General features: G+C 63.2%; 17 protein-coding genes and 1 pseudogene. 15 read left to right on the forward strand and 3 right to left on the reverse strand.

The annotated features are described in order from the left end of the window. The 5 genes from AC0L2Z_RS21535 to AC0L2Z_RS21555 all read left to right on the forward strand — a co-directional run bounded on the left by AC0L2Z_RS21535 (position 1) and on the right by AC0L2Z_RS21555 (position 4,819). On the forward strand, positions 1 to 1,098 hold the full coding sequence (locus AC0L2Z_RS21535) for an ABC transporter ATP-binding protein (protein WP_287194669.1): 1,098 nt from the start codon (positions 1 to 3) through the stop codon (positions 1,096 to 1,098). Positions 1,099 to 1,153: 55 nt separating this feature from the next. Next, on the forward strand, positions 1,154 to 1,900 hold the full coding sequence (locus tag AC0L2Z_RS21540) for a sugar phosphate isomerase/epimerase family protein (protein ID WP_473629256.1): 747 nt from the start codon (positions 1,154 to 1,156) through the stop codon (positions 1,898 to 1,900). A 12-nt stretch (positions 1,901 to 1,912) separates the two neighbouring features. After that, a complete protein-coding gene (locus AC0L2Z_RS21545; RefSeq protein ID WP_091595531.1) occupies positions 1,913 to 3,073 on the forward strand; it encodes a Gfo/Idh/MocA family protein in 1,161 nt (386 codons plus the stop codon). Positions 3,074 to 3,224: 151 nt separating this feature from the next. Continuing rightward, positions 3,225 to 4,271, forward strand: coding sequence for an L-glyceraldehyde 3-phosphate reductase (mgrA, locus tag AC0L2Z_RS21550; protein ID WP_473629257.1), 1,047 nt, complete (start codon positions 3,225 to 3,227; stop codon positions 4,269 to 4,271). A 143-nt stretch (positions 4,272 to 4,414) separates the two neighbouring features. After that, on the forward strand, positions 4,415 to 4,819 hold the full coding sequence (locus AC0L2Z_RS21555; protein WP_023797411.1) for a Fur family transcriptional regulator: 405 nt from the start codon (positions 4,415 to 4,417) through the stop codon (positions 4,817 to 4,819). A 254-nt stretch (positions 4,820 to 5,073) separates the two neighbouring features. On the opposite strand, the gene polA is transcribed toward AC0L2Z_RS21555, so the two are convergent. Continuing rightward, positions 5,074 to 8,040, reverse strand: a complete 2,967-nt coding sequence (gene polA, locus AC0L2Z_RS21560; protein WP_473629258.1) for a DNA polymerase I — start codon at positions 8,038 to 8,040, stop codon at positions 5,074 to 5,076. 402 nt (positions 8,041 to 8,442) lie between these two features. Here polA and AC0L2Z_RS21565 point away from each other — a divergent pair, with 402 nt between their 5' ends. The 8 genes from AC0L2Z_RS21565 (at position 8,443) to AC0L2Z_RS21600 (ending at position 15,504) form a co-directional block, all read left to right on the forward strand. Next, complete coding sequence (locus tag AC0L2Z_RS21565; RefSeq protein WP_473629259.1) at positions 8,443 to 9,828, forward strand: M20/M25/M40 family metallo-hydrolase; 1,386 nt, start codon at positions 8,443 to 8,445, stop codon at positions 9,826 to 9,828. 111 nt (positions 9,829 to 9,939) lie between these two features. Beyond that, entirely contained in the window at positions 9,940 to 10,560 is a 621-nt protein-coding gene (locus AC0L2Z_RS21570) for a ribonuclease D (protein WP_023797414.1), read from the forward strand. A gap of 51 nt (positions 10,561 to 10,611) precedes the next feature. Continuing rightward, positions 10,612 to 10,860: a hypothetical protein gene (locus AC0L2Z_RS21575; protein ID WP_023797415.1), complete on the forward strand. Its 249-nt coding sequence runs from the start codon at positions 10,612 to 10,614 to the stop codon at positions 10,858 to 10,860. A gap of 105 nt (positions 10,861 to 10,965) precedes the next feature. Continuing rightward, positions 10,966 to 11,220 carry a GlsB/YeaQ/YmgE family stress response membrane protein gene (locus AC0L2Z_RS21580; RefSeq protein ID WP_023797416.1) on the forward strand — a complete coding sequence of 85 codons (255 nt, stop codon included), beginning with the start codon at positions 10,966 to 10,968 and terminating at the stop codon, positions 11,218 to 11,220. 26 nt (positions 11,221 to 11,246) lie between these two features. Beyond that, entirely contained in the window at positions 11,247 to 11,393 is a 147-nt protein-coding gene (locus AC0L2Z_RS21585) for a hypothetical protein (protein WP_023797417.1), read from the forward strand. Between the two features lie 207 nt (positions 11,394 to 11,600). Further along, on the forward strand, positions 11,601 to 11,990 hold the full coding sequence (locus AC0L2Z_RS21590) for a hypothetical protein (protein WP_023797418.1): 390 nt from the start codon (positions 11,601 to 11,603) through the stop codon (positions 11,988 to 11,990). A 451-nt stretch (positions 11,991 to 12,441) separates the two neighbouring features. Further along, positions 12,442 to 14,694, forward strand: coding sequence for a transglycosylase domain-containing protein (locus tag AC0L2Z_RS21595; RefSeq protein ID WP_473629260.1), 2,253 nt, complete (start codon positions 12,442 to 12,444; stop codon positions 14,692 to 14,694). A gap of 57 nt (positions 14,695 to 14,751) precedes the next feature. Beyond that, positions 14,752 to 15,504 carry an SDR family NAD(P)-dependent oxidoreductase gene (locus AC0L2Z_RS21600; RefSeq protein ID WP_065010150.1) on the forward strand — a complete coding sequence of 251 codons (753 nt, stop codon included), beginning with the start codon at positions 14,752 to 14,754 and terminating at the stop codon, positions 15,502 to 15,504. A gap of 132 nt (positions 15,505 to 15,636) precedes the next feature. Here the strand turns inward: AC0L2Z_RS21600 and ybaL are convergent, their stop codons facing one another. Together ybaL and AC0L2Z_RS21610 are read right to left on the reverse strand one after the other, a co-directional pair. Next, entirely contained in the window at positions 15,637 to 17,406 is a 1,770-nt protein-coding gene (gene ybaL / locus AC0L2Z_RS21605) for a YbaL family putative K(+) efflux transporter (protein ID WP_473629261.1), read from the reverse strand. Positions 17,407 to 17,604: 198 nt separating this feature from the next. Continuing rightward, positions 17,605 to 18,053, reverse strand: a pseudogene (locus AC0L2Z_RS21610) (baeRF12 domain-containing protein). 437 nt (positions 18,054 to 18,490) lie between these two features. Here AC0L2Z_RS21610 and cysG point away from each other — a divergent pair. Together cysG and AC0L2Z_RS21620 are read left to right on the forward strand one after the other, a co-directional pair. Continuing rightward, the gene (gene cysG / locus AC0L2Z_RS21615; RefSeq protein ID WP_473629262.1) at positions 18,491 to 19,942 is read left to right on the forward strand and encodes a siroheme synthase CysG; all 1,452 of its coding nucleotides are present in this window, start codon (positions 18,491 to 18,493) and stop codon (positions 19,940 to 19,942) included. Then, the gene (locus AC0L2Z_RS21620) at positions 19,939 to 20,244 is read left to right on the forward strand and encodes a DUF2849 domain-containing protein (protein WP_128173485.1); all 306 of its coding nucleotides are present in this window, start codon (positions 19,939 to 19,941) and stop codon (positions 20,242 to 20,244) included. Before cysG ends, AC0L2Z_RS21620 begins: the two co-directional genes overlap by 4 nt. Positions 20,245 to 20,275 lie beyond the last annotated feature (31 nt).

Below are 20,275 nucleotides of genomic sequence, written 5' to 3' on the forward strand. Positions count from 1 at the left end.
ATGACAAGACTCGAAAATCCCAGCGTCTCAATCCAGGACCTGTCGCTGAATTTCGGCGCAATTTCGGTGCTGGAGACGCTCAACATCGATGTCGCCGAGGGCGAGTTCATCGTGCTGCTCGGGCCGTCCGGCTGCGGCAAGTCGACCTTGCTCAACTGCATCGCCGGCCTGCTCGACGTTTCGGACGGCCGCATCTTCATCAAGGGCAAGAACGTCACCTGGGAGGAACCCAAGGACCGTGGCATCGGCATGGTGTTCCAGTCCTATGCGCTCTACCCGCAGATGACGGTGGAGAAGAACCTGTCCTTCGGGCTGCGCGTCGCCGGCATCCCCAGGGACGAGATCGCCAAGCGCATCGCGCGGGCCGCCGAGATCCTGCAGATCGAGCCATTGCTGCAGCGCAAGCCCTCGGCGCTTTCGGGCGGCCAGCGCCAGCGTGTGGCGATCGGGCGGGCGCTGGTGCGCGACGTCGACGTCTTCCTGTTCGATGAGCCGCTCTCCAATCTCGATGCCAAGCTGCGCGCCGAACTGCGTGTCGAAATCAAACTGCTGCACAGCAAGCTGCAGAACACCATGATCTATGTCACCCACGACCAGATCGAGGCGATGACTCTGGCCGACCGCATCGCGGTGATGAAGGGCGGCGTCATCCAGCAGCTCGACGCACCGCAGACCATCTACAATCGCCCGGTCAACCGTTTCGTCGCCGGCTTCCTCGGCTCTCCGGCAATGAATTTCCTCGACGGCCGGCTGGAGAAGGACGATGGCAACTGGCACTTCGTCGCCGAGGAAGTGCGGATCCCGCTTGCCACCTACGCTTTCGAAAAGGAGCCGGTGCCGGGAGCGGCGGTGTTCGGCATCCGGCCCGAGCATGTCGCGTTCAACAGCGGCACTGGATGGCCGTTCACAGCCACGGCAAACGTCGTGGTCGTCGAACCCATGGGGTCCGACACGCTGGTCTGGCTGAAGCTCGCAAATCAGAATTTCACCGTGCGGGTGACATCTGAGCGCACGCCAAACAACGCCGACACCGTGAGCATCGGTTTTGACCCGATGCGCGCTTCGCTGTTCGACGCTGCCACCGGCACTCGCCTGTAACACCCCGAGAATTCACCCTCCAAGCACATCCATCCCCAGAGAACGGACAGAGACGATGAATTGGTCATTCCAACTTTACAGCGCCCGCAACTTCCAACCTTGGGCAGGGGTGCTCAAGATGCTGGGCGAGCTCGGCTACGCGCAAGTCGAAGGGTTCGGCGGCGTCTATGACGACCCCGCGGCATTTCGTGCCGAACTCGACAAGAACGGCCTCGCCATGCCGACCGGCCATTTCTCGATCGATGCGCTCGAGAACGATTTCGACGGCGTGCGCAAGATCGCCGACGCGCTCGGCATCACGCTGCTCATCTGCCCCTATCTGGTCGCCGAGAGCAGGCCAACCGATGCCGCCGGCTGGCGCAGCTTCGGCGCGCGCCTGGCCAAGGTCGGCGAGACGGCTGAAAAGGCCGGCTACGGCTTTGCCTGGCACAACCATGATTTCGAGTTCAAGAAGCTTGCCGACGGTTCGGTGCCGCAGGACCATATCCTGGCGGTAGCGCCCGACATCGGCTGGGAGATGGACGTCGCCTGGGTGGTGCGCGGCGGCGAAGATCCGCTGCCCTGGATCGAGAAGCATGGCAAACGCATCGCCTCCGTCCATGTCAAGGACATCGCCAAGCCCGGCGAGGGCCTCGACGAGGACGGCTGGTCGGACGTCGGCAACGGCACGATCGACTGGGCCGCTCTGATCCAGGCGCTGCGCGCCAACAGCGCCGCCAAATACTACGTCATGGAACACGACAACCCCAACGATATCGATCGCTTCGCCCGCCGCTCGATCGCAGCCGCCAAGACCTTTTAGGAGCAAACCAGCATGGCAAGAAAACTTGGGGTCGGCGTCATCGGCTGCGGCAACATCTCGAAGGCGTATTTTTCACTGGCGCCGCTGTTTCGCGGCATCGAGATGCGCGCCTGCGCGGATATCGACATGGATGCGGCCAAGACGCGGGCGAAGGAGTTCAAGCTGCGCGCCGAGACAGTCGAAGGGCTGCTCAAGGCCGGCGACATCGACATCATCGTCAACCTCACCATTCCGGCGGTGCACTATGAGGTTTCGAAACAGATCCTCGATGCCGGCAAGCACGTCTATTCGGAAAAGCCGTTCGTGCTGTCGGTCAAGGAAGGGCTCGACCTGAAGAAACTGGCGGAGAGAGACGGACTGCGCATCGGCTCGGCGCCCGACACTTTCCTCGGTGGCGCGCACCAGCTTGTCCGCAACCTGATCGACAGTGGCAAGCTCGGCAAGATCACCAGCGGCACATGCCACGTGATGAGCCATGGGATGGAGCACTGGCACCCCAATCCGGATTTTTTCTTCCAGCCTGGCGCTGGTCCGGTGCTCGATATCGGACCCTATTACATCACCAACCTGATCCAGCTGATCGGGCCGGTGAAGCAGGTGGCGGCCTTGGCGACGATTCCGTCGACGGAACGGACGATCTCGTCCAAGCCGCGCGCGGGTGAAAAAATCCTGGTCGCCACGCCGACGACGATCCACGGGGTGATGGAGTTCGAAAATGGCGCCGTGGTGACGCTCAATACCAGCTGGGACGTGTGGAGCCATGGCCATGCGCCGATGGAACTCTACGGCGAATTGGGCACGGTGTCTTTGCCGGATCCGAATTTCTTCGGCGGCGACGTTCGCTTCACCAATGGCGCCAAGCTGGTCAAGAAGCTGCCAAAGTGGCAGCATCCGTTCGGCGTGGCCAACCAGATGCATTCGCACGGCATGATGGCCAATTACCGCACCGCCGGTCTCGCCGATATGGCCCTGGCTATCGCGGAGGGCCGGCCGCATCGCTGTTCGATGGAACTGGCGCTGCATGCCGTCGATGTGATGACCGGCATGTTGCGGTCGGGCGCGAGCGGAAAGTTCGTTGCCATGCAGACCACATGCGAACGGCCTGCGGCACTGGGCGTAAAAGATGCGGAAGGGCTGTTGGCGAAGAAGAAACCCTCGGCGAAGAAGAAGTAGCGTAAGCGCTTCAGCGAATGCGACACGTTTCTGTTTACCGACGAACCCTCTCCCCATAGAAACCGGCAGAGGCTAAGGGTGAGAGGCAGAGTCGACTCACCCTTTTTTGCGTTGGCAGCTGCCGCGCTCGCTTTCGATATGAGGATCTCCCATGCCCTATGTGCCCGCTGAAAACCGCTACGAGAACATGGTCTACAATCGCTGCGGGCGATCCGGCCTGAAATTGCCGGCGATCTCGCTCGGGCTCTGGCACAATTTCGGTGACGACACGCCGCACCGGACCAAGCAGGCGATCGCGCGCAAGGCCTTCGATCTCGGCATCACGCATTTCGACCTCGCCAACAATTACGGCCCGCCGCCCGGTTCGGCGGAGACGGGTTTCGGCGAAATCCTGCGGACGGATTTCTCCTCTTTTCGTGACGAGCTGATCATCTCGACCAAGGCCGGGTATGAGATGTGGGCCGGACCCTATGGCGAGTGGGGCGGGCGCAAATATGTGCTGGCCAGCCTCGATCAGAGCCTGAAGCGGATGGGCCTCGACTATGTCGACATCTTTTATTCGCACCGCTTCGACCCTGATACTCCGCTGGAAGAAACGATGGGCGCGCTCGATCACGCGGTGCGCTCGGGCAAGGCGCTTTATGCCGGCATCTCCTCCTACAATTCGCAGCGCACACGCGAGGCCGCCGACATATTGAAGCAGCTCGGCACGCCTTGCATCATCCATCAGCCGAGCTATTCGATGCTCAACCGCTGGGTCGAGGACGATGGTCTGCTCGACACGCTGGAGGGGCTCGGCGTCGGCTCAATCGTGTTCACACCGCTGGCGCAAGGCATGCTGACCGACAAATATCTCGGCGGCATCCCTGAGGGCAGCCGCGCCAGCCAGGGCAAGTCGCTGCGGCCAGCCTTCATCAACGACAAGACCATCGTCAACATCAAGGCGCTGAACGCCATCGCCGGCCGACGCGGCCAGACGCTGGCGCAGATGGCGCTGGCCTGGGTGCTGCGCAAGGGCCGGGTGACCTCGGCGCTGATCGGCGCCAGCCGGCCGGAACAGGTCGAGGATTGCGTCGGCGCGCTGAAGGCGCTCGATTTCAGCGATGCCGAGCTCGCCGAAATCGACACGTACGCGCGCGAGGCCGACATCAATCTGTGGGCCGCCTCCGCCGAGCGCAAGGGTCCGCCACGCAAGTGATTCAGGGCAATCACTTCAGGTTTGCGGCGCCGGCACAGAAACAGTAGCAAAAAGGCCGGTTCGTCGCTATCTGGAGAGAATTGAAGCCGCTTGCATGCGGAAAATGACGAGCAACCGGCGCAAAACGGGTTGGAAACAGGATCATGGCGGCAAGGGATGTGCTGACGAAAAACCAGTTGTGCGTGCTCGAGAAACTCGAGGCCGCCAGCGGGCCGCTCAGCGCCTATACATTGCTCGACCAGCTTCGCGATCGGGGTTTTCGCGCACCGCTGCAGGTCTATCGCGCGCTCGACACGCTGGTGAAGTCCGGCTTCGTGCACCGGCTCGAAAGCCTCAATTCCTTTGTCGCCTGCGCCGAGCCGCACGACCACAGCCATTCGATGACCGCCTTTGCCATCTGCGACACATGTGGGCAGGTGACCGAATTTTCCGACCATGATGTCGGACACCGGCTCGACGAATGGGTGCGCTCGACCGGTTTTGCCGCCAAGAAGGCGGTGATCGAATTTCGCGGGACCTGTGCCAAATGCCTGGCCGAGGCGGCTTAAGGGCCGGTTGTGCCGTGACCTAGCGGTGGAAGCCGGAGGGACAGCGCCCCCCTCTGTCCTGCCGGACATCTCCCCCACACGGGGGGAGATCGGCCATTATCCCGGCTTTCGCCAATCTCCAACGGAGCAAGATGGTTGCAGCGCCGAAGCTGCCAATCTCCCCCCTCGTGGGGGAGATGTCCGGCAGGACAGAGGGGGGCGCGAAGGATCGCTACAGATTGCAACTGGTCGGCCGCGGACATCCGCATGAGGCGCTAATGCGCCTCTTCCCAATTGTCGGCGGCGCGGGCGTCGACGTGCAGCGGCACCGACATCGACACCGCCGGCATCGCGGCGTTCTCCATCACATGACGCACGACGGGGATCGTCGCCTCGACCTCCGCTTCGGCCGTCTCGAAGACCAGTTCGTCATGCACTTGCAGCAGCATGCGGGCGGACAGCCTCGCCTTTTCCAGCGCTTCGTCCATGCGGATCATGGCGCGGCGGATGATGTCGGCCGCGGTGCCCTGCAGCCGGGCGTTGATCGAGGCGCGCTCGTTGAAGGCACGGACCGACGGGTTTGACGACCGTATCTCCGGGTAGTGGATGCGGCGGCCGAAGATCGTTTCGACATAGCCGTATTCGCGGGCATAGGCCTTGGTCGCGTCGATATAATCGCGGATGCCGGGGAAGCGTTCGAAGTATTTCTTGATATAGGCGCCGGCCTCTTCGCGCGGGATCGACAGCTGGTTGGCCAGGCCAAAGGCGGAAATGCCGTAGATGATGCCAAAATTGATCGCCTTGGCGCGGCGGCGTACCTCCGAGGGCATGCCCTCGACCGGCACGTTGAACATCTCCGAGGCGGTGATGGCGTGGATGTCGGCGCCGTCGGCAAACGCCTGCTTGAGCTGCGGGATCTCGGCGACATGGGCGAGCACGCGCAGCTCGATCTGGCTGTAGTCGGCGGAAACCAGCTTGTTGCCCTTGTCGGCGATGAACGCCGTCCGGATCTTTCGTCCCTCGACGGTGCGTACCGGAATGTTCTGCAAATTGGGATCGGAGGACGACAGCCGGCCCGTCGTCGTTGCGGCAAGCGCGTATGAGGTGTGGACGCGCTTCGTATCGGGATGGACGAAACCGGGCAGCGCATCGGTATAGGTCGATTTCAATTTGGTCAGCTGGCGCCAGTCGACGATCTTGCGCGGCAGCTCGTGGCCTTCTGCGGCGAGGTCTTCCAGGAGCTGGGCCGAGGTCGACCATTGGCCGGTCTTGGTCTTGGAGCCGCCGGGCAGGCCCATCCTGCCGAACAGGATGTCGCCGAGCTGTTTTGGCGAGCCGATATTGATGCGCTCGCCGACGAGCTGGTAGATCTCGTCCTCCAGCCGCGCGGCGCCCTGTGCCAGCTCGCCGGAGAGCCGCGACAGGATCTGCCGGTCGACGGAGATGCCGCACTGCTCCATCCTTGCCAGAACCGGCACCAGCGGCCGTTCCAGCCGCTCGTAGACCGAGACGAGGCCCTTGGCGGCAAGCCGCGGCTTCAGCACCCGCCAGAGCCTGAGCGTCACATCGGCATGCTCCGCGGCATAGGCGGTTGCCTTGTCGATGTCGACCTGGTCGAAGCCGACGAAGCTTCGTCCAGAGCCGGCCAGTTCCTTGAGGGCAATGGTCGAGTGGCCGAGCCACTTTTCCGACAGGGCCGCCATGCTGTGGCCGCCGGACGTGCCTGCGTCGAGCACATAGGAAATCAGCATGGTGTCGTCGAAGGGGGCGATATCGATGCCGTGGCGGCTCATGACGACGAGGTCGTATTTCAGCTCCTGAACGATCTTGAGAACCGACCTGTCCTCCAGCAACGGCTTCAGAATGGCAAGCGCATCACGGATCGGAATCTGGTTTTCGACCACTCCGCCGCCGAGCAGGTCGCCATTGCCGCGTTTGTGGGCGAGCGGCACATAGGCGGCGCGACCGGGCGCAGTGGCTATGGACAGGCCGATCAACTCGGCCTGCATCGGATCGGCTGAATTGGTCTCGGTGTCGAAGCCGACGATGCCGGCCTCCATCGCCACGGCCACCCATGCCTTCAACACTTCAGTGTCGCGGATGGAGACGTAGGCGCTGGTGTCGATCTTGCTGGCGGTGGCGTCCTCGAAGCGAAGCGCCGAGAGAAGCGATGGGGTGTCGCCTTGCTTGGGTTCCACCTTGACGGTGGCCGGCACCGCTTCCCCGGCTTCGTCTGTCACTGTGCCCGCCGCGCTTTCGGCGGCGCCCGGCACGCCAAACCCCATATCGGGACCATGCGCGGTGTCGGCGCGCTCGATAATCACGGGCATGGCCTTGACGTCAGCCGCTTCTGTTCCGGTTGCTTCCGCCACGCGGCGGGTCAGCGAGGAGAATTCCATCGTCTTGAGGAAGCCGATCAGCCTTGGTCCGTCGGGCGGGTGCAACACGAAATCGTCAAGTCCGCTGATCCCCGGCACGTCGTTCTTCAGCGTCACCAGTTCACGCGAGATGCGCGCCTTGTCGGCATTGGCGATGATCGATTCGCGGCGCTTGTCCTGCTTGATCTCGGTGGCACGGGCGAGCAGCGTATCGAGATCCCCGAACTGTTCCAGCAATTGCGCCGCCGTCTTCGGCCCGATGCCGGGCACGCCCGGCACATTGTCGACCGAATCGCCGGTCAGCGCCTGCAGGTCGATCATTTTTTCCGGCGGCACGCCCCATTTCTCGATCACCTCGGGAACGCCGATCTGGCGGTCCTTCATCGGGTCGTACATGGCGACCGAAGGGCCGACCAGCTGCATCAGATCCTTGTCGGAGGAGATGATCGTGGTGTCGGCGCCGGCTTCGCAGGCAAGCCGGCAATAGGTGGCGATCAGGTCGTCGGCCTCGTAGCCTTCCGTCTCGAGGCAGGGCAGGTTGAAGGCCCTGGTCGCCTGGCGGATCAGGCCGAACTGCGGGATCAGATCTTCCGGCGGCGCCGAGCGGTTGGCCTTGTATTCGGGGTAGAGATCGTTGCGGAAGGTTTTCGACGAATAGTCGAAGATGACGGCGAAATGCGTCGGCACGATGCCGACATCGGTGTTGCGGGCGTCCTGCGTCAGCTTCCACACCATGTTGCAGAAGCCGAGCACGGCACTGGTCGGCAGCCCATCGGATTTGCGGGTCAATGGCGGTAGCGCGTGATAGGCACGGAAGATGTAGCCGGAGCCGTCGACAAGGAAGAGATGATCGCCTTTTTTCATGGGACGAAGGGATAGCGCGGCGCGGCGTCGTGGTCCATGCCAAAGGCGGCCTCAACCACCGGTTCCGGCAACATCCTGACACGTCGATCCGATCACGGCTATGTTACGAAAGTGTAATCTTCGTGCCCTTGAATCGCCACGTTCGGAGACACAGATAAACGCCATCGGCATTTTTCGCCGAGGTCCGGAGCAAGGCCCGTCCCCCGCCTATCCCGGACACTTGCGGCAGCCTATCCCCCTCTCCGGGCTGCCGCATCGTTTCGAGTAAAGGCCGCCGTGGTTCCCCCTCCACCACGGCGGCATTTTTTTGCCTTTCGGTGCCCGTGGTCCAACGACCGCCGGCTTTTCGTTTTTGCCTCGCAGCTTTAGGGTTGCCGCTCAGAATCGAAAGGCCTGATAAAAATGTCCAGAATTTCTCCCGTCCTCGACCGCCTCGACAACAATCTCGACGAGAGCCTGGAGCGCCTGTTTGGCCTGCTCAGGACCAAGTCGATCTCGACCGACCCGACCTATGCCACAGACTGCCGCAAGGCGGCGGAATGGCTGGTGGCCGAGCTCAGACTGATCGGCTTCGACGCCAGCGTGCGTGACACGCCAGGCCATCCGATGGTGGTGGCGCACCATGACGGGCCGGCGGGCGCACCGCATGTCCTGTTCTATGGCCATTACGACGTGCAGCCGGTTGACCCGATCGAGCTTTGGGAAAGCGATCCGTTCGCACCTTCGGTAAAGCAGATCGAGCCCGGCCGCCAGGTGATCACGGGACGTGGTTCGGCCGACGACAAGGGGCAGTTGATGACCTTCGTCGAGGCTTGCCGCGCCTGGAAGCAGGTGCATGGCGGGCTGCCGTGCCGCATCACAATTCTGTTCGAGGGCGAGGAGGAGTCCGGCTCGCCATCGCTGAAGCCGTTCCTCGAGGCAAATGCGGCCGAACTCAAGGCCGACTTCGCGCTTGTCTGCGACACCGGCATGTGGGACCGCGAAACACCGTCCATCTGCGTCGCGCTGCGCGGGTTGGTGGGCGAGGAGATCACGGTGAAAGCCGCCGACCGCGACCTGCATTCCGGTCTCTACGGCGGTGCTGCCGCCAATCCGATTCGCATCCTGGCCAGGATCCTGGCCGACATCCACGACAAGGACGGCCGCGTCACCATTCCCGGTTTCTATGACGGTGTCGAGGAGACGCCTTCGCAGATCCTGAAGTCGTGGGAGGCGCTCGGCGAGACCGCTGAGACGTTCCTTGGGCCCGTCGGCCTGTCGATCCCTTCCGGCGAACACGGCCGCTCGGTGCTCGAACTCACCTGGGCGCGGCCAACCGCCGAGTTCAACGGCATTATAGGTGGCTATACCGGCAAAGGGTTCAAGACGGTGATCGCGGCGGAAGCCTCGGCAAAAGTGTCCTTCCGCCTCGTCCACAAGCAGAACCCGGAAAAGATCCGCGCCGCTTTCCAGGCCTTCGTCAGGGAGCGCATCCCGGCCGACTGCTCAGTCGATTTCCACCCGCATGGCGGCTCGCCGGCGATCCAGCTTTCCTACGACTCGCCATTTCTCGCCAAGGCCAAGGACGCGCTGTCCGACGAATGGCCGAAGCCGGCGGTGACCACGGGAAGCGGCGGCTCGATCCCGGTGGTCGGCGATTTCCAGACTTATCTCGGCATCGAATCCTTGCTTGTCGGTTTCGGGCTCGACGATGACCGCATCCATTCGCCGAACGAGAAATACGAGATGAGTTCCTTCCACAAGGGCCAGCGCTCGTGGGCGCGCATTCTCGACGCGCTGACACGCTGAGAGGGCCAGACTGCAACTTTCTGTTGATTTTTCATCGGATCGCGGCGAGGACGGGATAGAGCGACGCCGCGCCCAGTTGGACGCACGAATGGGCCGCGACCGGAGAAGACGATGAGCGATATCCGCTTCCACAAGAACGACCTGCCCGGGCTCTTGCACTACGACGTCGGGGCGGTCGCGATCGACACGGAGACGCTGGGGCTCAATCCGCATCGCGACCGGCTTTGCGTGGTGCAGATCTCGCCGGGCGACGGTTCCGCCGACGTCATCCAGATCGCGCCCGGCCAGAAGAAGGCGCCAAACCTCGTCAGCCTGCTCAGGAACCGCAGCATAACCAAGCTGTTCCATTTCGGCCGTTTCGATCTCGCCGTCCTCTACAACGCCTTCGGCGTCATGCCAGAGCCGGTGTTTTGCACCAAGATCGCCTCGCGGCTGACCCGAACCTACACCGACCGGCACGGGCTGAAGGACATTTGTTTTGAGCTTCTCGGCGTCAGCCTGTCGAAGGCGCAGCAATCGTCGGACTGGGCGGCGGAGACACTGTCGCCCGAACAACTCGAATACGCAGCCTCCGACGTGCTTTACCTGCACCAGCTGCGCGATGTGCTGACGATGCGGCTGGCGCGCGACAACCGGACCAAGGAGGCCGAGGCCTGCTTCCGCTTCCTGCCGACGCGTGCGAAACTCGACCTGATGGGCTGGGATGAGGCAGACATCTTCGCCCACAGCTAAGTGGAACCAGGCGTTCGCCTCGACGTTCTATCGATCGATGGAGGGGATGAAATGGCTGCCAGAAAACCAATCGAAACAGCACCCAGGGATGGCTCCAAGGTCACCGTCTACTGGAAGGACAGCGACGGGGTGATGAACGAATCCATCGCGCAGTACAGGTCGCTCGACCGGCTGAAAGCGGCCGGCGGCGACTGGGACGAGAACGACACCGGCTGGTGGGCCTATACGGACGGTCATACGCAAAGAAAGATCGAGCCGATCAGCTGGCGGCCTGCATCCGGGGATGACGACGGCGAATGACGCCGCTGGCGGCGCCGGCTTCTTTCCAATAGGTTGGACCTGTTGCAATCGGAGGTCGATTCGGAGCTTTCCGCTCCGCGACCATTCGCTCGGGAGGGATCTGCAATGGGTACTGAGAGCCTGCTTGTCTTCATCATCATCGGCGCCATCGCCGGCTGGCTCGCCGGCTTGATCGTCAAGGGTTTCGGCCTCGGCCTGATCGGCAATATCGTCGTCGGCATCGTCGGCGCCTTGATAGCCGGCTTGCTCTTCCCAAGGCTGGGATTCGCCATAGGCGGTGGCATACTTGCCTCCATTATCCACGCCACGATCGGCGCGGTGATCCTGCTCGTGCTGATCAAGCTGGTGAAGCAGGCCTGATCCTGCGAAGCACATCAAGGCGCGCCATGAAACAGAACATGCTCTATCTCGTCATCGGCGCGCTCGTCGTCGTGGTCATCGCGCTCGGCATCTATGTCTATCGCGAGCAAACCAGGCCGGAGGGCGTGGAACTCAAGATCGACGACAAAGGCATTTCGATCCAGCAGAACTGAGCGGCGTTGGGGTGGCACGGCAGAGGTGCCGATGATCTAACCCTATCAGGCCGAAAATTGACGATAAGGCAGGGGCCGCTCCATCCTTCGATGCACCCGGATAGAAGCCAAGCCGGATATGGAATGAGAGTGACGTATCGACACATTCGCGGTATGATCTTGGTACAGGGAGTTTGGGGCCAACCCACCTACTATTAGGAGGTTGCCATGAGGCACCAAACACTGGACCAACTGCATACGGTGGCAAAGGTACACAGAGACCCAACACCTCCTGCAATGGACCGAACCCAGCGTCTCGAACGTTGGTCAAAACTTCTTGAACGGCAGCCCAACCGACTCCTCACCGCACTTATCGGGACCGAATATCGTTCGTCACCCGAGCGCGACATTATGCGTGGCGAAGGCTCGCCAATATCGGTTGCCTTCGAGGATTCGGTCCTGCGCGATGAGGGGCTAAAAGACGATACTTATGGCGAAGCAAAGCGTTTCTTCGAATTGACCGACGATGAGCTCCACGAAATTGTCTGCTACTGCCATGTGGGCGAGACGATGCAATCATCCTGGGCAGCGCTTTCCGTTCGTGCTGCGATTGGCTAACGCATGATCCCCAGTTCGCGTAACTTTGGTAACAAGGTCATGCGTAGATTCAATGGGTTAGAGCGCGATCGAACGCACTTTACCGATCGCGCTCTAATGACGAGCATAGATTGCGGCTACCTTGCTATTGGCGGTCCGCGCCGAACGACTGCGGCTGGGCAGTTGATGCCGAAATGCGAGAACGCTCCGCCGTCTCGCGATAGACGCCATTGTTGCCGACCGCCAGGAGCAAGGAACGGAGCGGTGACGTGCCGTAACGCATTGAACTAACTTTGAACCATTTAACCCGCCCTTAAATCGCCGCATCTACTCTGCACCCCGAACGCCATGGAGCAACGTTCGTCCCTTGGGACGCGCGCTCTAAGACTTTGAAGCTTCGCATCGGCTTTTCCGAAAATCGATACCGATTTTCAGGCTGATGCGACAAGCATCGGGACAGACTGCACAGCGCATGGCGAACCGCAGAGACAGCCGCATCGAACCGAGCTTCGAGGGACCGCCGCGGGCGAAATCCTCGGCCGGTTTTTCGGTGAGCGAGGAGGATCGCGTCGTGCCGAGCAACCGCAACACCTCTGCAAAGCGCCAATCGGCCAGGACAAAAGCGTCGCGTCACGGGCGCGGCAAAAGCCGGCGCGGCCTGTTCGGCGTGCTCGGCCGGTTGGCCTACTGGTGCTTCGTGCTGGCCATCTGGGGCGGCATCGCCGCTGCCGGCATCGTCGTCTATTACGGCGCGAAAATGCCGGCGGCCACCACCTGGGCCATCCCCGACCGCGCGCCCAATATCAGGATCGTCTCGGTCGACGGAAAACTGCTCGCCAATCGCGGCATGAGCGGCGGCGAAGCCGTCGGCCTGCATGAAATGTCGACCTATATTCCCGAGGCCGTCATCGCCATCGAAGATCGCCGCTTCTATTCGCATTTGGGCATCGACCCGATCGGTCTGTCCAGAGCCATGGTGGCCAACGTTGTCGGCGGGCGTTTTTCGCAGGGCGGCTCGACGCTGACCCAGCAATTGGCGAAAAACCTGTTCCTGACACCCGATCGCACGCTGGAACGCAAGGTGCAGGAAGTGCTTCTGGCGCTCTGGCTCGAGCACAAGCACACCAAGGACCAGATACTCGAAATGTATCTCAACCGGGTCTATTTCGGCTCCGGCGCCTATGGTGTCGAAGCGGCCTCGCGCCGCTATTTCGGCAAGAGCGCGCGCGACGTCACGTTGCCGGAGGCCGCGCTCCTCGCCGGCCTGTTGAAAGCGCCGTCGCGACTGTCTCCGGCGCGTGACCCGAAGGCCGCCGAGCGGCGCTCGCAGCTTGTTCTCGCCGCCATGCGCGACGAAGGCAAGATCAGCGCCAAGGAACTGACCACGGCGATGAGCGCGCCGGCGTCGCGGGTGGCATCCTACTGGACGGGCTCGGAAAACTACGTCGCCGACGCCATCGTGGAAGCACTGCCCGACCTGATCGGCGACGTGCGCGGCGACATCATCGTCGACGCCACCGTCGACCTGACGCTGCAGAAGCTCGCCGAACAATCGATCCGCCGGCTGATCGACGGCAGCGGCAAAAAGCTCAATGCCAGCCAGGGCGTGCTGGTGTCGATCGACAATTCCGGCGCGGTACGCGCCATGGTCGGCGGCTATGATTATTCGACCAGCCAGTTCGACCGCGCCTCGGAGGCGCGCCGCCAGCCCGGCTCGGCGTTCAAGCCCTTTGTTTACATGGCGGCGCTGGAAGCCGGCCGCACGCCCGACAGCGTGCGCAATGACGCGCCGATCAAAATTGGCAAATGGACGCCCACCAATTACGGCGGCAAGTATTTCGGCAAGGTGACGCTGGCGACGGCGCTGGCGAAGTCACTGAACTCGGTGGCCGCCCAGCTGACCATGGAAGTCGGGCCTGACGCGGTCGTCGAGGCGGCGCATCGCATGGGTGTCCAGTCCGACCTCACGGCCAACACCTCGATCGCGCTCGGCACCTCCGAAGTGACACCGCTGGAACTGACGTCGGCCTATGTCCCCTTCGCCAATGGCGGCTACCGGCCGGATGTCCATTTCATCCGCCGGGTGACGACAGCCGGCGGCAAGGTGCTCTACGACAACAATGGCGGCGCCCCGCGCGTCATCAAGCCTGAGATCGTCGGCATGATGAACTCTATGATGATGGGCACCGTTGAAATCGGCACTGCCAGGAAGGCGGCCTTTGCCTGGCCGGCCGCCGGCAAGACCGGCACCAGCCAGAATTCGCGCGACGCCTGGTTCATCGGCTATACCGCCAATCTCACCACCGGAGTCTGGTTCGGCAATGACGATGGCGGTCCGATGAAGAAGGTCACCGGCGGCGCGCTGCCGGCGCAGGCCTGGCATGAGTTCATGGTCGCCGCGCACGAAGGCGTGCCGGTGCGGCCGCTGCCCGGAACATGGCGGTCGACGCCTGCCGATACGATCGTGCAGGACGAATTACCGCCCAACACGGCGCAACCGGCGCCGGTGCCGTCCGCTTCGGTTGGCCAATCCGCGCCGTCCGCCCAAAAAGCGTCGCCGCCTCGCGCCGTGCGTCCCGCCGAAACGGTCGATGCCGGCGGCTTCGGCATGCCGGGCGGTGGCGGCACCACCGCATCGATCAAGCGCCCGGTGCCGCCCGCCGATGTCGGCGGCCCGGTCAAGAAGCGGCAGACCTCGATCCTCGACATCCTCACCGGCGGCTGACCCCCTCGTCATCGCTGCCGTGTTCCGCTACATCTGCGGGTTAAAGAGAGATCGTGAATGGCCGAGACCGACACCAGAAAGACGATCGTGCTGACCGGCGCCAGCCGCGGCATCGGCCACGCCACGGTCAAGCGCTTTTCGCGCGAAGGCTGGCGCGTCATCACCTGCTCGCGCCAGGCTTTTGCCGACGACTGCCCGTGGCCGGCCGGTCCGGAGGACCATATCAAGGTCGATCTCGCCGACCAGGAGGATGTCGGCATCGCGATCTCGGAGATCCGCCATCGGCTGGAGGCGCATGGCGGCCAACTGCATGCGCTGGTCAACAATGCCGGTATCTCGCCAAAGCTCAAGGACGGCAACAGCCGCATGAATTCGATCGACACGCCGATGCATGTCTGGCGCGACGTGTTCCAGGTCAATTTCTTCGCGCCGATCATGCTGGCGCGGGGATTGTTCAGGGAATTGGCGTCGGCCAAAGGCTCGATCGTCAACGTCACCTCCATCGCCGGCACTCGCGTGCATCCCTTCGCCGGCACCGCCTACGCGACGTCGAAGGCGGCGCTCGGCTCGCTGACGCGCGAAATGGCGCATGATTTCGGCCCGCACGGCATCCGCGTCAACGCCATCGCACCCGGCGAGATCGACACCGCGATCCTGTCACCGGGCACGGAAAAGATCGTCGAGACGATTCCGCTACGGAGGCTGGGCACCACGGCGGAAGTCGCCGACATCATCTTCTTCCTGTGCTCGCAGCAGGCGTCCTATGTGACGGGCTCGGAAATCCACATCAATGGCGGCCAGCACGTGTGAGCTTTTGATCGATCGTTGAGGCTGCCCCTCATCCCCCTGCCGGGACCTTCTCCCGTAAAAAATGGGGAGAAGGGGCTTGACCGCAACGCTGGCGACCCCCTCTCCCCGTTCTTCACGGGGAGAGGCGCCGGCTTAGGCTGCTGAAGGCGCTTTCGATGCCGCCAAAACCTCTTCCACGATCCCACGGGCGATCTCGCGCTCACCCATGATGACTGTGTCGGCTCCGAGCCCCTTGAGATGCTCGACCTCGGCATCGGAGTGGGCGCGGGCGATGACGTTGATCTTCGGGTTGGCGGCGCGGGCGCGCAGTACGATCTGTCCCGCCTCGAAGGCGTTGGGGATGGCGAGGATCAGCCGCTTCGCGCCCTCGGGATTGGCTGCGGCGAACACCTCGCTATTCGCGGCGTTGCCTGACACGGTTTCGATGCCGTCGTCCCTGAGCTTCGCCAGCGTCTTGTCGGCATCCTCGATGACGAGGAAGGGCAGGGCGGCCTTCTTCAAGGACGCGCCGACGAGGCTGCCGACACGGCCATAGCCGACCAGGATGGAGTGGCCGGTAAGCGCTGTCCTGGGCGGCGGGCCATCCTCTTTCACCGGTGCCGCAACCGAAGCCAACTGGCCTGGCTCCGTGGCGGGGCCGATCGGCTTTGCCTCGTCGAGCGACGCCGCCTTGCCGGCGCGCCTCTCCAGCCATGGTTTCATCCAGTCGACGGCAAGGAACATCAGCGGGTTGAGGACGATCGACAGGATAGCACCGGCGAGGATGAGGTCGCGTCCTTGTTCGGGCAGCAGCTTCAGCCCGACGCCGAGCTCGGCCAGAATGAAGGAGAATTCGCCGATCTGGGCCAGGCTTGCCGAAATCATCAACGCGGTCGCGATCGGATAACGGAAGGCGACGACGATGACGAAGGCCGCCAGCGATTTGCCGATGACGATGATGGCCAGCGTCGCCAAGATCGGCCAGCCATTGCTGACCAGGCTGAACGGGTCGAACAGCATGCCGACCGAAACGAAGAACAGCACGGAAAAGGCGTCGCGGAGCGGCAGCGATTCCTCGGCCGCCCGATGGCTGAGTTCGGATTCGCTCATGATCATGCCGGCAAAGAATGCGCCCAGCGCCAGCGAGACGCCGAATAGCTTGGCCGCGCCGAAAGCGACCCCGAGCGCGATGGCCAGCACCGCCAGCCGGAACAATTCACGCGACCCGGTATGGGCGACGTAGTGCAGGATCCAGGGGATGACCCGGCGGCCGACCACCAGCATAACGACGACAAAGGCCGCGACCTTGGCCAACGTCATGCCGACGATACCCCAGACGCCGAAGCTCGCCGGCAGCGACAGCAGACTGCTATGGCTCTCCACTTGCTGCTGGCCACCCAGCACGCCGGCCAACGCCGGCAGCAATACCAGCGCCAGCACCATGGCCAGATCCTCGACAATCAGCCAGCCGACGGCGATGCGGCCGCGCTCGGTCTCGATCAGCCGCCGCTCCTGCAAGGCACGCAGCAGCACAACGGTCGAGGCGACGGAAAGCGCCAGCCCGAACACCAGCCCCGCGCCCATCGACCAGCCGAGCATCCAGGCAAGGCCGGCGCCGAGCGCCGTCGCGAAGCCGATCTGCACGATGGCGCCGGGCACGGCGATGGCGCGGACCGACAACAAGTCCTTCAGCGAGAAATGCAGGCCGACGCCGAACATCAACAGGATCACGCCGATTTCGGCCAGTTCATTGGCGAGGCCGGTATCGGCGACGAAGCCCGGCGTGTTCGGCCCGACCAGGACGCCGGCGACGAGGTAGCCGACCAGCGGCGGGATGCGGAAGCGATTGGCAATTGCGCCGAAGACGAAAGCCAGCCCCAAACCGGCGACGATGGTGGCGATAAGCGGCGTGTCATGCGGCATTGTCTATGGAGCGCCTTTCAAAATTACGATGTCGGATATGCACCGCCCGAAGAAGCCGCCTTGCAATATGGCGGCCCGGATGGCCGCGCGGCAACCCGCAAATGCCATGGATCGACGACAAGGGTGGCAGAAGGCGGGTCGCCTCGGGCTGGCAATGGTTGCTGCTAAAAAGAGATGGCCTGCGCGCCTGATGCCCGATCAGGCGGCCTGCAGCAGGTTTTCGATGTCGACGATGGTGTGGTTGGTCAGCGTCTTGGGAATTTCCGCTGTGATTTTCTCGGCAACTTCCTTGTGCAGTTTTCGACGCATGTCACCCAGTACCTGAGGCGGTGCGATCAGCACCATCTCCTTGAAGGCGCCGCGATGCGCGAGCTTGTACAGCCGCTCGGCAATTTCGTCGGCGAAACGCTCCTTGCCGAGGCGATGCCAGTCAGTGTCCTCGACTGCGCTGCGGTGGACGGATGGGCCGTCGCTGTAGCGACCCGGGCGGTCCGAACCTTGCTCTCGCGTTGCCGGATTTTCCTGTTCCATCTCCTGCACGACCTGAAGGTCGGGATATTGGGTGTCGCCGCGTTCTCGAGGAACAGTGCCTTCTCGCCGTCGGCGACCACGACCCACAGTCCGCGTTTCAGCTTGAGGTTGTTCACCGGAGCGCTCCTTTTTCTGTTTTTCATGGTTTTCCAGGCCCCGTCTCTGGAGCCATTGCCGCAGCTGGACAGCCAGGCTCGGATTCGCACAGGCAAACGCGCGCCGAGGCAGGAATGTTCCGATGACGACAAGCACGGCGAGCAAGCCAACCAACGGGGATGACGGTGCTCAGCGCATGTCGGCTTTAATCTACTAGATTGGTAGAATTTAGAAAAAAGTGTTTTGTAATATATCTCGCTTGTCGCTAGAACGGCCGCAGATCAAGGCTCGCAACAGCGGCTTGGATCCGCTCCACTCGTGGGTGTGGAATTTTTTTCTCCTGCCTCTGGTGCTTGCGGAAAAGCGATTGCTTCGCACGAAGCGATGCGCGAGTGCGTTCCTTCTGTTTTTTCGCGCCCGCGCGTAAAACCGACAGCGTATTCAGGATTCCGCTCGTATGCCGCAGGCCGCCGCCAAGCTCAACGCCTTTCCCGTCTTTATGCGGGTCGCTGGCGAAGCTGTGGCCATCGTCGGCGGCGGCGAGGAGGCTCTGGCCAAGGCGCGGCTGATCGGCCAGTCGAGCGCCGTCTTGCGCATCATAGCCGATGCCCCCGAGCATGATTTGCTGGCCTTCATCGCCGCGAATGGCGCCGTCCACATCGCTGCCGCCTATGAGGCCGCGCATCTCGAAAGCGCGGTGATGGTGTTTGCTGCCAGCGGCAACGAGGCGCTTGACCGCCGCGTTGCCGAGGATGCGCGCCGGCTGGGCATTCCGGTCAATGCCGTCGACCGGCCGGAGCTGTGCGATTTCTTCACCCCGGCGCTGGTTAACCGCGCGCCGGTCGCCATTGCCATCGGCACGGAAGGGGCCGGACCGGTGCTTGCCCAGATGCTGCGCAGCCGCATCGACCGCATGCTGTCGCCGTCGCTCGGGCCGCTTGCTTCGCTTGCTGCCTCGTTGCGCGGCACTGTTGAGAGATTGCTGCCGAAAGGCAATGCCCGCCGCCGCTTCTGGAGCGAGTTTTTCGGCGGCGCGCCGGCCCGCGCCATGGAGGCTGGCCAGCTTTCGCAGGCGCACGGTGCCGCCGTCGACCTGTTGCTTTCGAACGCGCCGGCATCGGGTCACATTGCCCTGGTTGGCGCGGGTCCCGGCGCCGAAGACCTGCTGACGTTGCGCGCCCACCGGCTGCTGATGGAAGCCGATGTCATCGTCCATGATGCGCTGGTGCCGGAGGCGATCGTCGCCATGGGCCGTCGCGACGCCGAGCGTCTGCCGGTAGGCAAACGCAAGGGCTGCCACACCAAGAGCCAGGCCGAGATCAATGCGCTGCTGATCGAGCTCGGCCGCGACGGCAAGCGCGTCGTGCGGCTGAAATCCGGCGATCCGCTGGTGTTCGGCCGGGCGGGCGAGGAAATGGCAGCGCTGCGCGATGCCGGCATCGCCTATGAGGTGGTTCCGGGCGTCACCGCGGCCTTCGCCGCCGCCGCCGATTTCGAGCTGCCGCTGACGCTGCGCGGCGTGTCGTCGTCGATGGTGTTCACCACCGGCCACGACCTCAAGGGAAATTCGCTGCCCGACTGGGCCAAGCTCGCCATTTCCGGCGCCACGGTCGCCGTCTATATGGGCCGCTCGGTCGCGGCCGAGGTTGCCGGCCGGCTGATCGAGGCCGGCCTGTCGTCGGATACGGCGGTCGCCGTGGTCGAGAATGCCAGCCTTGCCAACCGCCGCCGTTTCCACGGCACGCTCGCCGACCTGCCGTCGCTGGAGATTCGCGCCGACCTTACCGGTCCGGTCATGACCATCATCGGCGATGCGGTCGCCGGCGCCAATTTTGAACGTTCCGAGCCGCTGGCGGCACACAGGCATGAAGGCGCGGCCCAAACAGCCGCCGAAGGAGCTGATCGATGAAAGTTCTGACAGCAAACCGCCTCGCCGACGGCGAGGCCGTCTGGTACGCCAATGGCGGCTGGGCCGAGACCATCGACAATGCCGATATCGCCTATGACAAGGCGGCTGAAGACCGGCTGGAGGCGATCGGCGCCACGGCCTCTGCCAACAATGAAGTGGTCGACGTCAATCTGATCGACGTGACCGTCGCCAATGGTGTCGTCGAGCCGGTCCGGCTGCGCGAAAAGATCCGCGCCGCCGGCCCGACCAACCGCAACGACCTGGGCAAGCAGGCCCGCCCGGTAGCCGCCCGGGCGGCGTAAACGACCACATTGAAGACAACGGGCGGACGCG

Source organism: Mesorhizobium sp. WSM4850, assembly GCF_055811735.1.